Genomic DNA, 13577 nt, shown 5'->3' on the forward strand with positions numbered 1-13577 from the left:
CCATGCCCATGGCGCGTTCACTCGACGGTCTCGTCCTCGCCCCGGTCGCCGACCAGGCACCCGGCCAGGTGGGCACGCGCACCCGGTTCGGCTACCACGAGCGGGACGGCGCCGTGTGGGCCGAGTACGAGGGCGGCGACGTGGTCCTCGGCCGCCTGGTGGGCACCCGGGAGGGCGACCGGCTCGACTTCCGGTACGTGCAGCTCGGGACCGACGGCGGCACGTCCTCGGGCCACTGCGTCTCGACCGTCGTCGAGCTGCCGGACGGTCGGGTGCGCCTGGAGGAGACCTGGGAGTGGGAGTCGCGGCCGGGCAGTGGGACGAGCGTTGTGGAACAGGTCACTCCGTACGAGCACTGACTGACAGAACGTCAGGTGTCTAAGGTGATCAGGTGAGCGAGCAGACGCAGGAGCAGACCCGGGAACGGGCGGCGGACGCGGAGCGCCGTGTGGTCGTCGTGGGCGCGGGCATGGCGGGCGTGCAGACCGCCGTCGCCCTGCGGGAGCAGGGGTTCACCGGCACCGTGACGCTGATCGGCGCCGAGCCGCACCAGCCGTACGACCGGCCCCCGCTGTCCAAGGCCGTCCTGCTCGGCACCGCCGAGGGCTCCGCCTTCGACGTCGACTTCGAGGCACTCGACATCACCCTGCGGCTCGGCTGCGAGGCCCTGGGCGTCCGTCCCGGCGCCCACCTCCTGGACACCTCCGCCGGACCCGTGCCCTACGACGCCCTGGTCCTCGCGACCGGCGCCGAACCGGTCCGGCTCCCCGGCGCCGAGGGCGTGCCCGGCGTGCACCTGCTGCGCACCCTGGACGACGCCGAACGGCTGCGCCCGGTGCTGGCCCGGCAGCACGACATCGTGGTCGTCGGCGCCGGCTGGATCGGCGCGGAGTTCGCCACCGCCGCGCGGGAGGCGGGCTGCGCGGTGACCGTCGTGGAGGCCGCCGACCGGCCCCTCGCCGGAGCGCTGCCCGCCGAGGTCGCCGGGCCGATGGCCGCCTGGTACGCCGAGGCCGGCGCCGTACTGCGCACGCACGCGCGCGTGGAGCGCGTCGAGCCCGCCGCGGACGGCGGGCCGGGGCACGTGGTCCTCGACGACGGCTCCCGGCTGCCCGCCGGCGCGGTCGTCGTCGGCATCGGCGCCCGGCCCGCCACCGCGTGGCTCGCCGGCTCCGGGATCGACCTCGGCGAGCACGGCGACGTGCCGGCCGACGACCGCCTGCGCACCTCCGCCCCGGACGTCTACGCGGTCGGCGACTGCGCGTCCTTCCCCTCCGCCCGCTACGGGGAGCGGCTGCTGGTGCACCACTGGGACAACGCCCTCCAGGGCCCGCGCACGGTCGCCGCCGCCATCGTCGGCGCCCCCGCGGACGAGGCCCCCGAGGCCTACGACCCGGTGCCGTACTTCTGGTCCGAGCAGTTCGGCCGCTTCGTCCAGTACGCCGGCCACCACACGGCCGCCGACGCCACCCTCTGGCGCGGTGACCCCGCGGGGCCCGCCTGGTCGGTCTGCTGGCTGCGCGAGGACCGCCTGGTCGCCCTGCTGGCGGTCGGCCGCCCCCGGGACCTGGCGCAGGGCAGACGCCTGATCCAGGCGGGCACGAGGATGGACCCGCGGCTGCTGACCGACCCGGCGAGACCCCTCAAGGCGGCGACGGCGTAGCCCTTCCGCGGCCTTCCGCCCGTCCTTCCGCCCCCGGCCCGGGTGCCGTGACGGACGGGTCCGGTTTCCCACTGTCAGTGCCGGATGGCAGGCTTGTGGACGTGACCGAGATTGACGCAAAGACCGACGCGCTCGTGCCTGCCTGGCTCACCGTCCCCGACATCGCCGAGATGCTCGGCGTCGAGGTGACCCGCGTACGCCAGCTGATCAAGGAAGGCCAGCTCATCGCCGTCCGCCGCGGCGAGAACCGCGCGCTGCACATCCCGGCGGCCTTCATCGACGAGGACAAGGTCGTCAAGGGCCTGGTCGGGACCCTGACGCTGCTGCGGGACGACGGCTTCACGGCCGAGGAGATGCTGGAGTGGCTCTTCACGCCGGACCCGTCCCTGCCCGGCACCCCCGCCCAGGCGCTGAGCGAGAATCGCGGCACGGAGGTGAAGCGCCGCGCCCAGGCGCTCGCCGTCTGACCTGACCCGTCCTCGCGCCCGGCACCCGGGTGCGGTACGGTCCGGCCCGCCGCCCCGACCCAGGGGCGGCGGCGCCGCATTCCGCGTGCCCGCGGCCCTCGCAGGGGGCCCTCGGTGCCGAGCCGTACCGGCCCCGGGCCGCCGGCCGTATCCATCCGAGGGGCCGGGCGGGGTGACGAGACACCCGCACCGTGGCCGCCGAGGCCCGTCCACCGAGGCCGTGCGCCCCTCGCGGGCCCACGCCACCGACCTGGGGGAACCCGCATGCCCGCATCAGACGCCAGCACCGCCCGCGCCCGGCTCGCCGACGCCCGGCTCTACCTCTGCACGGACGCCCGTCGCGACCAGGGAGACCTGCCCGAGTTCCTGGACGCGGTGCTGGCCGGCGGCGTCGACATCGTGCAGCTGCGCGACAAGGGCATGGAGGCGGCCGAGGAACTGGAGCACCTGGAGGTCTTCGCCGACGCCTGCGCCCGCCACGGCAAGCTCCTCGCGGTCAACGACCGGGCGGACGTCGCGCACGCCGCCCGCGCCGACGTGCTCCACCTCGGCCAGGGCGACCTTCCGGTGCCCGCCGCCCGCGCGATCCTCGGCGACGACGTCCTCGTCGGCCGTTCCACCCACGCCGACTCCGAGGCCGCCGCCGCCGCCGTCCAGGACGGCGTGGACTACTTCTGCACCGGCCCGTGCTGGCCGACCCCCACCAAGCCCGGCCGGCACGCGCCCGGCCTCGACCTGGTGCGGTACACGGCGTCCCTGGGCACCGACCGCCCCTGGTTCGCCATCGGAGGCATCGACCTCGGCAATCTCGACGAGGTCCTGGAGGCCGGTGCCCGGCGCGTCGTCGTGGTCCGCGCGATCACGGCCGCCGACGACCCGGGCGCGGCGGCGGCCGACTTCGCGAAGCGGCTCCGTCAGGCGTAGCAAGACGACGTGCCGCGTCAGGCGTAGCGAGACGGCTGCGTCGGACGGAGCGAAGCGGCTGCGTCAGACGCCGTGCGGCGGATGCCGGAGGCATGTGTCCCAAAGGGTGGACAACAAATCGACAATGCGGACAAATCTCCCGCATCCGGTTGGGTGACCGCCGCCCCCTGACTAACCTGCCCGTATGGCCCTCGGAACCGCATCCACCAGGACTGATCGCGCACGCACCGTGCGCGACATCCTGGCCACCGGCAAGACGACCTGCTCGTTCGAGTTCTCGGCACCGAAGACGCCCAAGGGCGAGAAGAACCTGTGGAGCGCGCTGCGGCGGGTGGAAGCGGTCGCCCCGGACTTCGTCTCCGTGACCTACGGCGCCGGCGGTTCCACGCGCGCCGGCACGGTCAAGGAGACCCAGCAGATCGTCGCCGACACGACGCTGACCCCCGTCGCCCACCTCACCGCGGTCGACCACTCCATCGCCGAGCTGCGCAACATCATCGGCCAGTACGCCGACGCCGGCATCCGCAACATGCTGGCCGTGCGCGGCGACCCCCCCGGGGACCCCATGGCCGACTGGATCGCGCACCCCGAGGGCCTGACCTACGCCGCCGAACTCGTCGAACTCATCAAGGAGTCGGGCGACTTCTGCGTCGGCGTCGCCGCCTTCCCGGAGATGCACCCGCGGTCCGCGGACTGGGACACGGACGTCGCCCGCTTCGTCGACAAGTGCCGGGCCGGCGCCGACTACGCGATCACGCAGATGTTCTTCCAGCCCGAGTCCTACCTGCGCCTGCGCGACCGGGTCACCGCGGCCGGCTGCGAGACCCCGGTGATCCCCGAGGTGATGCCGGTGACCAGTGTGAAGATGCTGGAGAGGTTGCCGAAGCTCAGCAACGCCTCGTTCCCGGCCGAGCTGGAAGAGCGGATCCTCACAGCCAAGGACGATCCGGCCGCTGTACGCTCCATCGGTATCGAGTTCGCCACGGAGTTCTGCGCGCGGCTGCTGGCCGAGGGTGTGCCCGGACTGCACTTCATCACGCTGAACAACTCCACGGCGACCCTGGAAATCTACGAGAACCTGGGCCTGCACCACTCACCGCGGGCCTAGACCGGCCGCACATACTTGCGACACACTGCGTAGCGGCCACTGGGAGAGGGGCGTACATGGGCTGGGCGGTCCTCTACATCGCGTTCGGCATCGTCGCACTGTGGCTGCTCGGCGAGGTGCTGCTGCAGTACAAGGCGCGGCTGCGCTTCCGGCTGCTCGCCTTCGGCGGCTTCCTCGGTGTGGTGGCCGGTGTGCTGATGTCGAACGTCATCGTCATCGGGCTGGGCGCCGCCGCCTTCGCGGTCGGCCAGACCTACGTCACGTTGTCGTTCCGCCGCGGCTTCGAGGCCGGGTGGGCGGTCAACGCCCCGGCGGGCCTCGCCGCCCGGCGCGGCCGCCCCGAACGGGGCCGCCAGGAGCCGACGTTGGAGGTCACCGGCCTCGAAGCGGCCGGGAGCGGCCCGGACGGCCGGGACGCCTACGACGACGGACTCGCGCAGGCCCAGGGACCGGGCCAGGGCGGCCTCCCCTACGGCCACGACGACTACGACCGCGACGACGTCTTCACCCCGGCCCGCCCCGTCGACCCCACGGCCGCCGAGACCACCGCCGTCTACGAGCCGCAGCCCATGCCGGACGACACCGGCTCCTACGGCGTGTACGCCGACACCGGCTACGGCCACGACCAGCAGGCACCGGCCGCCCAGGGCGCCGACCAGGCCTACGCCTACGACTACTCCGGCTACGGCCAGCAGGGCTACGGGTACGACACCGGCGGCCAGCAGCAGTACGCCGCCTACTCCGACCCGTACATCGGCACCCACACCTACGGCGGGGCGTCCTACGACACGGGCGGCTACGACACGGCGGGCGGCCAGCAGTACGGCCAGCAGGGCTACGGGCAGGACCCGTACGCCACCGCAGCGCCCGGCGGTCACGGCGGGGAGACCCCGGCCGGCGGCGTCTGGGTGCCGCAGCAGCGCAGCACCGACGACCCCTACGGCGGCGAACTCCCGCCCGAGCAGCCCTACCCGTACCAGGGCAACGGCCAGACCCAGGGCCAGGGCCAGGGCTACGACGAGCAGTACCGCTACTGACCGCGTCCGATCCGCCCGGTGACCAGCCCCCGGCCGCTCACCGGGAGCCCTGGAACGCCGGTCCCTCCACGACGAGTCCGGCGACCAGCGCGCCCGACATGCCCGCGTGCGGGAGGCCCCCACCGGGGTGCGACCAGCCCCCGACCGTGAACAGCCCCTGCGTGCGCGTGCCGTTCGCCGGGTGCAGCAGACGTCCCTCCGCGCCCGCCAGCGCCGGCACCGGGACCGCGCCGTCGGTCACGCCGGTGGCCGCCGCGACCCCGGCCGGGGTGCACACCTCGTGCCACAGCAGACGGTCGCGCAGTCCGGGCACCGCCCGCTCGGCGACGTCGATCAGCCGCTCGGCCCGCAGGCCGAACACCTCCGTCGCCGCCCGGTCCGAGTCGCCGCCCAGGGCGGGCACCGTCGCGGTGAGCGTGAGAGCCTCGTGCTCCGCGTCCGGGACCAGGGCCGCGTCCTCGGGCCGGAGCACCGTCACCGTCGGCTGCGCGGCCATGCCGGGCGTCGCCCCGAACAGGCAGTCCAACTCGCCCGCGCGGTCCGGGGAATGCACCACCGTCCGGTGCGCCACCCCCTCCGGACGGGCGCCCCGCAGCGCCAGCAGCACCGTCAGCCGGCTCGCCGCACCGCGCTGCGGCGCCACCTCGCCGCCCCGCACCCGCGCATCCCCGCAGAGGCGGTCCAGCACGTCCGGCGCCACCCCGGCGACCACGAACTCGGCCTCGTGCACGGCACCGTCGGCCAGCTCCACGCCGGCCGCCCGGCCGTCCTTCACGACGACCCCGGCGACCTCGGCGTCGAAGCGGAACTCGACCCGGCGCGCCAGGCACCGCTCGTACACCGCCCGCGCCAGCTCCCGCAGCCCGCCGCCGCGCACGTACCACGTGCCGAAGGCGTACTCCATGTACGGCAGTACCGCGGCGTTCGCCGGGGCGGTGCGGGGATCGAGGCCGTACGCCAGCGCGTGGCTCTCCAGGAGGGCGGCGAGCCGCGGGTCGCGCAGCTCCCAGGCGCCGACCTCGGCGAGCGTGCCGGCCCGGCGGGTGCGCAGCAGGCGCCTGTGCGGGACCGCCGGATAGGGCTCGCGCGCGGCCAGCACCTCCCAGTTCGGCCACAGGGGCTCCTCCAGCAGGGGGCGGCGGGTGCGGTCCCAGGTCTCCCGGGCCCGCACCAGGAAGTCGCCCCAACGCTGCCCGGTGTCCCCACCGAGCGCCGCGTCCAGGGCGGCGACCACGCCGGCCCGCGAGGCGTTCGGCAGCGAGACCTCGGTGCCGTCCGCGAACACGTGCCGGGACGAGGGGTCGACCTGGACCAGCTCGACGCAGGACTCCAGCGGCTCCTTGCCGGTCTTGACGAACAGATCGCGCCAGACCGCCGGCAACGGCAGCAGACCCGGACCGGTGTCGAAGGAGAACCCGTCCCGCTCGAAACGGCGCAGGGCCCCGCCGTACGTCGTCGTCCGCTCGTACACCACCACCCGGTGGCCCGCGACGGCCAGCCGGGCGGCGGCCGCCATCGCGCCCATCCCGGCGCCGATCACCGCAATCCGTGCCATGCCAGGGACTTTATCCGCCGCCACCGACAACCCCGCTCCAGGGGCTGGCACCGCGCCCACCTGCGGGAACGGCCGACAGCGGACCCGGACCCGAGTACCCGGACGGACGCGCGCGTGACCGGTCGACGGCCCACCGCCGTGGGCCGGGGTGCGCACCCTTGAGTACGGCTACCTAGTCCGTCAGATGAGTACGCGCGCGGATGGGCCCCGACCTGCGGAAACGAGAGAGTGGAGGCACGGAGAGGGGCACGGCCGCGGACCGGCGACACGGGGCGCCGGAACGGGGCCGGGCCCACGATCCGCTCCTTCCGTCGACCTGGTCGGCGGGAGCGAGGCACGGGGGAGCCCGCGGGTACGACCTGGGACGGTCGTACCGCCGGGGGACGTACGGGGGAGAAGGCGCCGGTCCGACGGTGGCCCGCGGGGGACGCGGCCACCACGGACCGGCGTTCTTCGTGCGCGGGCGCGGGCCCGGTGCCTCAGGGGCGGCCGCTCACGCGCCCCTGGAGCAGCCGGGACAGGGCCGCGTGCACGTCGTCGAGGGAGCGTTCCGGCTGGAACGACTTCCAGTCCAGCGCGGCCACCAGCACCATGCCGACCAGTGCGGCGGCGGTCAGCGGCACGTCGATCTCCTCGCTGAACTCACCGCTCGCCACGCCCTCGCGCAGCACCCCCTCCACCACCGCGACGGCCTCCTGCCGCACCACCAGCAGCGTCGACTGCCAGGCCCGGTTCGTACGCCACAGCTCGGCCACGTAGAGCTGGGTGAAGGCCGGGTAGCGGTCGATGAAGGCGAGCCCCGCGCGGATCATCGCGTCCAGGGCGTCCACCCGGCCGCGGCCCTCGCGCGCCGCCTGCTCCGCGGCCTCGCGCAGCGACGCGGTGAGAAGCCCGACACCATGGCGCAGCAGCTCCTCGAAGAGGACGGACTTGCTGGCGAAGTTGTAGTAGACGGTGCCCTTCGCGACGCCCGCGCGTTCGGCGATCTCGTCCACCGTGGTGGCGGAGAAGCCCTGCTCGGCGATGAGGGTCACGGCCGCCTCGTAGAGCTTCTGCCGGGTGGCCTCGCGCCGGCTGCTGCCCTGCGAGGTGGCGCTGCTGCTTTCCATGGTCCCGATTGTCACAGCACCGCCCTCGGGGGCGTCACCGCAGGGCCCGGGGTGTTCACAGGGTCAGCTCCGGGTGCAGCCGGTCGAGCGTCCACACCTGCCGGCGGCGGGCCGACAGGGCGGTCAGCGCGAGCGCCGCCGCGGTGAAGGCGGCGAGCACCACGCACGCGTGCCACACCGGTTCCAGCCCGCCGCCCGTGATGAGCCGCCTGAGGGCCTCGACGACATGGCTCATCGGCAGGAAGGGGTGGATCGCGTTGAAGAAGCCCGGACTGGTCTGGACGGGGTACGTGCCGCCAGCGGACGTCAGCTGGAGCATCAGCAGCGCGAGCACCAGGATGCGGCCCGCCGCCCCGAAGCGGGCGTTCAGCCACTGCACGATCGCCGCGAAGCACGCCGTCACCAGGAACAGGAAGCCCACCGTCCCGGCCGCCCGGACCATCTGGAGGCCGACCGCCCAGTGCAGCACCGCCATCAGGGCCGTCGTCTGGAGGACCCCGAGCGCCACCACCGGCAGCCAGCCCGCCAGCGCGATCCGCCGGGCCGACGCCCCCGCGGCGAGCGCCCGCCGGTTCAGCGGCGGGATCAGCATGTACGCCACCATGGCGCCCACCCACAGGGACAGCGGGATGAAGTACGGGGCGAAACCGGTGCCGTAGTTCGGCGCCTGGTGCAGGGACTCGGAGGCGAGCCGGACGGGGTCCGCCATCACGGCGGTGCGCCGGTCGCGCTCCCGCTCGTCGTAGTCGGGGATCTTCTCGGCGCCGTCGTGCAGCCCGCCGGCGAGCTTCCCGGAACCGTCGACCAGCTTGAACATGCCGCCGTTCAGGTCGTGGGCGCCGACCCGGAGCGCGCCCACCCCCTCGTCCAGGTCCTTCGCGCCGGTCTTGGCCGTGCCGAGTCCCTTGTGGAGCGTCTTGGCGCCGGCGGCGACCTTGCCGGCGCCCGTGTTCAGGTCGTTGACCTTCTTGACGGCGTCGTCGAGGTCCTCGGAGAGGTTCGGTGCCCGGTCGGCGAGGGCCTGCGCCTGCTTCTGGAGGTCGGCCAGGTGCCCGTCGAGGGTCTTCAGCTGCTCCGCGTGGTCGGTGACCAGGCCGCTGACGTCGTCGGCGACGCTCGCCACGGACGCAGAGGCGTCCCGGGCCTTCTCCAGGTCCGGGCAGGCCGCGTCGGGCAGCGCGGGGTCCGCACACCGTGTCCGGTACACCGCGGCCAGCGCGTCGGACTCCGCGCGGGCGTCCTTCGCGGCCGCGGGGGCCTCGTCCACCAGGGCGTCCAGGTCCTCGCGGATCGTGCCGGAGGAGTCGGCGACGAACTGGGCCGTCTCACCGATGGTCCGCTCGTTGTCCTCCAGGAAGGGCCCCACCCGTCCGGCGGCGTCGTTGACCCGGTCGGCGAGCTTCTGGGTGCCGTCCGCGACCTGCCGCGAGCCCTTCTCCAGGTCACCGGCCCCGGTGTCGAGCTTCCGCAGGCCCTTGGAGAGTCTGCCGCTGCCGTCCTCGGCGTCCTTGAGGCCGTCGGCCAGGTCCTTGGAGCCCTTCTCCGCCTTCCCGATGCCGCCCTCCAGCTCGTCGGCGCCCTTGGCCGCCTCCACGGTCTCGCCGTGGATGTCGGAGAAGGAGATGAAGATCCGGTCCAGGAACGACCGCGACGCCTTGCCGGACGCCGCCTCGCGCACCTCGCCGAACACGGTCCGCGAGATCTGCCCGACGATGTAGTTGTTCGCGTCGTTCGTGCGCACCCGCAGCGCGCCGGTCTCCGGCGAGTCGCCCCCGCTGGAGGCGATGCGGCGGCTGAGGTCCGCGGGCATGGTCAGCGACAGGTAGTACGTGCCGTTCTCGACGCCGCGTCGGGCCTCGGCGGCGCTCACCTCGTGCCAGTCGAAGACCTTGCTCTCGCGCAGCCCCTCGGTGATGTCGTCGCCCGCCGTGAGCCTCTCGCCGTGCGAGGTCGCTCCCCGGTCGTCGTTCACCAGGGCCACGGGGATGCGGTCCAGGCGCCCGTACGGGTCCCAGAACGACCACAGGTACAGGGCGCCGTAGAGCAGCGGCAGCAGCAGCAGCGCGACCAGGGCGGCCCGCGGCAGCCGTCCGCGCCCGAAGCGCCTGAGCTCAAGGGCGGCCAGTCTCGGCGAGCGCATCGGCGGCCTCCTCCGTCCCGTTCTCGGCGTCCTTGCCGCGCCGTGCGCCGGTGGTCGTCCCGTCGTCCGTCGGGTCCTCCCCGGGGGGCGTCTCGGGCTCCGGCGTCGCGGGCTCCGGGCCCTCGGGCTCCGCGTCCTCGGGCCGGGACGAGACGGTCACCGCTCCTTCGGGCGGCTCGCCGCACACCGCCAGGACGGTCGTGCCCGACGCGGCGACCGAGGCGAGCAGGGACCAGATCTCGGCCCGCTCGGCGGCCGACAGCTTGAGATCGGCGTCGTCGACCCCCAGCAACCGGGGTCGGCCGATCAACGCCAGCGCGACCGACAGCCGCAGCGCCTCGGTGCGCTCCAGATCCCGTACGGCGGTCCGCAGCCCCTTGGGCAGCGTGCGCGGGTCCAGTCCGGCCGCGGTCAGCGCCTCGTCGACCCGCAGCCGCTCCCGCGCCGTCCGCTCCCCGCGCGGGCGCAGCAGACCGCGCACCGAGTCGCCGAAACGGCGCTGCAGCAGCGCACGCTCCCGCAGGTGCTCGGCGACGGTCAGGGCCGGGTCGAGGTCCGTGACACCCGGCACGTGGGCCAGGGCGCTGACCCGGCGCAGGGCGGCCATCCGCCGGGGCAGTCGCAGGCCGCCCACGGTCGCCGTCCCCTCCGTCGGCCGCATCCGGCCCGTCAGCGCGAGCAGCAGGCAGGTGCGGCCCGAGCCCGACGGTCCCGCCACCGCGACGAGCGAGCCGGGCTCCGCGTCGACGCGGACCCCCCGGAACGCCCAACCGCGTGGCCCCCTGAGTCCGAAGTCGCGGGCCGTCACCGCGAGCCCGAGCGGACCGTCCACGCCGCCTCACCCCTCGATCCCCTCGGACCGGCGCCCGGGAGCTTTAAACTGACTGGTCAGTGCAAAAGCTAACCCGAACCTACGGTCGAGGCAAAAGCCCTGGTCAGAACGGATTGTCAGTGGCATACCTCACGATGGGCACATACGGCACCTCTCACAGTGCGTGCCGTCACGAAGACGACAGGAGGATCGTCATGGCCCACTCGTCCGCAGCCGCCGCCCGGCGCCGCGCAACCGGCCCTGCACCCTCACTGACCGGTCCGGCGAGCGACGTGCACCCCGTGCTGCGCCGGACGACCGCCCCGCCCGCCGCCCTCGACCTGCTCGCGCAGGCACGGGCCGGTCTGGAGGAGGCCACCGTCCTCGAAACGCCGAACGAGCGCTACGCGACGGCCCATCTCGCCGCGCTGCGCACCGCCGCCGCGGTGCTCGCCGCGCGGGGCCGCCCGGAGACCACCCCGCGGGCCCGGGCCCGGGCCCGCATCCGCAGCGCCTGGGAGGTGCTCCCCGAGATCGCGCCCGAGCTCTCCGACTGGAGCGCGCTGTTCGCCTCGGGCGCCGGGCGCCGGGCCCGGGCGGAGGCGGGCATCCAGGGCGCGGCGGGCAGCCGCGACGCCGACGACCTGATACGCGACGTGGCGATGTTCCTGCGCCTGGTGGAGCGGATGCTGGTCCTCCAGCCGGTCCTCCCGCAGCCCCGGCCCGACGCGGGGTAGCGCCGGAGAGGCGGGCGGTGGGGCTTCCCGGGACGCGCCGGGCGACCGGACGCGGGGTGCGCGTGAACGGTCACCAGGCGCCGGCGAGCGGGCGCGGGGCGCTTCCGGTGAGCCGGTGGGCGCTTCCGGTGAGCCGGTGCGGGGTCCCGGATGAGCGGCCGAGGGGAGCGCCGGGTGACCGCTCCCTCGGCGCTCGTGAGCGGGCCGTGAGGCGCGGGATGAGCGGGCGCGGTGCGCGGGATGAGCGGGCGTGGGGGAGGGGCACGGGGGTGATCGGTCGGCATACCGGAGGCAATAGGGTGGGAGGAGCCTGAAGCCTGCCCCTTCCCGCACCGGGCCGGGGCGGCAGCCCGTTCGCTCCGCCCGTGCCCGAGGCGGTGCCGCGCCGAGGAGTCAACTGCCGTGTCGGACCCGATGCGCCCGCCCGTCTCCCCTCACCACCCGCCCACGGCGTCGCCGCGCTCCGAGCCCGCACGTTCCCGCGCCGCCCTGCGCACCGCCGTGGTCTGGGACGTCCTCCAGGACGCCCTCGACCGCCGGGTCAAGGCCACGGGACGCCAGGCGCTGGACGTCCTGGACACCGGTGGCGGCAGCGGCAACTTCGCGGTGCCGGTGGCCCGCCTCGGCCACCGCGTCACCGTCGTCGACCCGAGCCCCAACGCCCTGTTCGCGCTGGAGCGCCGGGCCGCCGAGGCCGACGTCGCCGACCGGGTGCGGGGCGTTCAGGGAGACGCCCACGGCCTCTTCGACGTGGCCGAGCGCGGCGGCTACGACGTGGTGCTGTGCCACGGCGTCCTGGAGTACGTGGACGACCCCGCCGAGGGCGTCCGCAACGCCGTCGCCGCCCTGCGCCCCGAGGGCGTCCTCAGTCTGCTCGCCGCGGGGCTGGGCGGTGCCGTGCTCGCGCGCGCCCTCGCCGGGCACTTCGCGGAGGCCCGCCAGGCCCTCGGTGACCCGAACGGCCGCTGGGGCTCGGGTGACCCCGTGCCCCGCCGGTTCACCGCCGAACAGCTCACCGGACTGGTCGAGGCCGCGGGGCTGCGGATCGGCGCCGTGCACGGCGTGCGGGTCTTCGCCGACCTCGTCCCCGGGGTGCTGGTGGACACCGAGCCCGGTGCCATGGACGCCCTGCTGAAGCTGGAGGCCGCGGCGGCCGAACTCGCCGCCTTCCATTCTGTGGCCACACAGCTGCATGTGCTCGGTGAGACCCGAGGGACTCAGGAGACCTGAGCAACCCCGTGGGGTGAGCCGCTGATCAGGGCCGCGACTGCAGATGGAGTACGCCACAGGCCCCCCGAACGGGGGCCAGTCGCCGTATGATCGAGGGAGACCGCCCGGCATGACGGGTCGGCCGCTGGGGAATGGAGACTTCAGCGAGCCGGCACGGCCATGACGGAGACCGGTTGGCCAATTGGCGTAATGGGGCGGGTTTCACGGGGGCGAATCCCTGCCTATCCTGAAGGGACCCCCCGGGTCGCCCCGGCGACTGCACGATGAGGAGGACTCCGTGCCGCTCTCGGAGCACGAGCAGCGCATGCTCGAGCAGATGGAGCGAGCGCTGTACGCCGAAGATCCCAAGTTCGCGACAGCGCTCGAGGGAAGCGGGCTGCGTACGTACACCCGGCGACGGGTCTACCAGGCGGTCGCGGGCTTCCTCGTAGGTATTGCGCTCCTCATGGCCGGTATGGTCGCCCAGCAGGTCTGGCTCAGCGTGGTGGGTTTCCTCGTCATGCTGGGCTGTGCGGTCCTCGCCGTGACCGGCTGGCGCAAGGCACCGAAGCCGGGCGAGCAGCCCGCCGCCGGTGCCGGACCACAGACACGCCGTCAGGGGCGCCAAAAACGCTCCATGATGGACCGCATCGACGAGCGCTGGCAGCGCCGCCGGGACGAGCAGCAGGGCGGCCAGTAGCTCCAGCCGTCCGTTCACCAGGACATCCGGGTGAGGGGGTGGGGGGGAAAAGGGGGGGGGCCGCCCCCCGACCACTGCCCTGTGGCCCCCGGGAGGGAGACCACAGCCGCAAAAGCA

13 protein-coding genes are annotated in these 13577 nt (G+C 74.3%); 9 read left to right on the plus strand and 4 right to left on the minus strand.

Translation table 11 applies throughout. The features are described 5' to 3' along the window. Positions 1-8 precede the first annotated feature (8 nt). The 6 genes from AC07FV_RS04110 to AC07FV_RS04135 all read left to right on the plus strand — a co-directional run bounded on the left by AC07FV_RS04110 (position 9) and on the right by AC07FV_RS04135 (position 5199). Entirely contained in the window at positions 9-359 is a 351-nt protein-coding gene (locus AC07FV_RS04110) for an avidin-fold protein (RefSeq protein ID WP_479084461.1), read from the plus strand. 32 nt (positions 360-391) lie between these two features. After that, positions 392-1663 carry an NAD(P)/FAD-dependent oxidoreductase gene (locus tag AC07FV_RS04115; RefSeq protein WP_479084462.1) on the plus strand — a complete coding sequence of 424 codons (1272 nt, stop codon included), beginning with the start codon at positions 392-394 and terminating at the stop codon, positions 1661-1663. A gap of 101 nt (positions 1664-1764) precedes the next feature. Continuing rightward, a complete protein-coding gene (locus tag AC07FV_RS04120; RefSeq protein ID WP_087809829.1) occupies positions 1765-2130 on the plus strand; it encodes an Rv2175c family DNA-binding protein in 366 nt (121 codons plus the stop codon). Positions 2131-2394: 264 nt separating this feature from the next. Next, complete coding sequence (thiE, locus tag AC07FV_RS04125; protein WP_479084463.1) at positions 2395-3054, plus strand: thiamine phosphate synthase; 660 nt, start codon at positions 2395-2397, stop codon at positions 3052-3054. A gap of 184 nt (positions 3055-3238) precedes the next feature. Further along, complete coding sequence (metF, locus tag AC07FV_RS04130) at positions 3239-4162, plus strand: methylenetetrahydrofolate reductase [NAD(P)H] (RefSeq protein WP_479084464.1); 924 nt, start codon at positions 3239-3241, stop codon at positions 4160-4162. Between the two features lie 56 nt (positions 4163-4218). Continuing rightward, positions 4219-5199 (plus strand): SCO2102 family sporulation regulator, encoded by a 981-nt coding sequence (locus tag AC07FV_RS04135; RefSeq protein WP_479084466.1) that lies wholly within the window; start codon positions 4219-4221, stop codon positions 5197-5199. A 37-nt stretch (positions 5200-5236) separates the two neighbouring features. Here AC07FV_RS04135 and AC07FV_RS04140 read toward each other — a convergent pair whose 3' ends face one another. The 4 genes from AC07FV_RS04140 to AC07FV_RS04155 all read right to left on the minus strand — a co-directional run bounded on the left by AC07FV_RS04140 (position 5237) and on the right by AC07FV_RS04155 (position 10835). After that, complete coding sequence (locus AC07FV_RS04140) at positions 5237-6754, minus strand: phytoene desaturase family protein (protein WP_479084468.1); 1518 nt, start codon at positions 6752-6754, stop codon at positions 5237-5239. A gap of 479 nt (positions 6755-7233) precedes the next feature. After that, positions 7234-7863, minus strand: a complete 630-nt coding sequence (locus AC07FV_RS04145; RefSeq protein ID WP_384692710.1) for a TetR/AcrR family transcriptional regulator — start codon at positions 7861-7863, stop codon at positions 7234-7236. A gap of 55 nt (positions 7864-7918) precedes the next feature. Next, complete coding sequence (locus AC07FV_RS04150; RefSeq protein ID WP_479084469.1) at positions 7919-10003, minus strand: YhgE/Pip family protein; 2085 nt, start codon at positions 10001-10003, stop codon at positions 7919-7921. After that, positions 9975-10835, minus strand: coding sequence for an ATP-binding cassette domain-containing protein (locus tag AC07FV_RS04155; protein WP_479084470.1), 861 nt, complete (start codon positions 10833-10835; stop codon positions 9975-9977). Before AC07FV_RS04155 ends, AC07FV_RS04150 begins: the two co-directional genes overlap by 29 nt. 194 nt (positions 10836-11029) lie before the next feature. Here AC07FV_RS04155 and AC07FV_RS04160 point away from each other — a divergent pair, with 194 nt between their 5' ends. The 3 genes from AC07FV_RS04160 to AC07FV_RS04170 all read left to right on the plus strand — a co-directional run bounded on the left by AC07FV_RS04160 (position 11030) and on the right by AC07FV_RS04170 (position 13460). Continuing rightward, a complete protein-coding gene (locus tag AC07FV_RS04160; protein WP_479084472.1) occupies positions 11030-11551 on the plus strand; it encodes an SAV_6107 family HEPN domain-containing protein in 522 nt (173 codons plus the stop codon). Between the two features lie 402 nt (positions 11552-11953). After that, complete coding sequence (locus AC07FV_RS04165; protein ID WP_479084473.1) at positions 11954-12781, plus strand: methyltransferase; 828 nt, start codon at positions 11954-11956, stop codon at positions 12779-12781. Between the two features lie 277 nt (positions 12782-13058). After that, positions 13059-13460: a spore wall synthesis complex protein gene (locus tag AC07FV_RS04170; RefSeq protein WP_053129412.1), complete on the plus strand. Its 402-nt coding sequence runs from the start codon at positions 13059-13061 to the stop codon at positions 13458-13460. Positions 13461-13577 lie beyond the last annotated feature (117 nt).

The sequence above is a fragment of the Streptomyces sp. NPDC045956 genome, from assembly GCF_056430705.1.

Coding starts and splice junctions, on each gene's coding strand:
- AC07FV_RS04140 (WP_479084468.1), bottom strand. CDS start 6,754: ATGGCACGGATTGCGGTGATCGGCGCCGGGATGGGCGCGATGGCGGCC.
- AC07FV_RS04150 (WP_479084469.1), bottom strand. CDS start 10,003: ATGCGCTCGCCGAGACTGGCCGCCCTTGAGCTCAGGCGCTTCGGGCGC.
- AC07FV_RS04110 (WP_479084461.1), top strand. CDS start 9: ATGGCGCGTTCACTCGACGGTCTCGTCCTCGCCCCGGTCGCCGACCAG.
- AC07FV_RS04160 (WP_479084472.1), top strand. CDS start 11,030: ATGGCCCACTCGTCCGCAGCCGCCGCCCGGCGCCGCGCAACCGGCCCT.
- thiE (WP_479084463.1), top strand. CDS start 2,395: ATGCCCGCATCAGACGCCAGCACCGCCCGCGCCCGGCTCGCCGACGCC.
- metF (WP_479084464.1), top strand. CDS start 3,239: ATGGCCCTCGGAACCGCATCCACCAGGACTGATCGCGCACGCACCGTG.
- AC07FV_RS04135 (WP_479084466.1), top strand. CDS start 4,219: ATGGGCTGGGCGGTCCTCTACATCGCGTTCGGCATCGTCGCACTGTGG.
- AC07FV_RS04145 (WP_384692710.1), bottom strand. CDS start 7,863: ATGGAAAGCAGCAGCGCCACCTCGCAGGGCAGCAGCCGGCGCGAGGCC.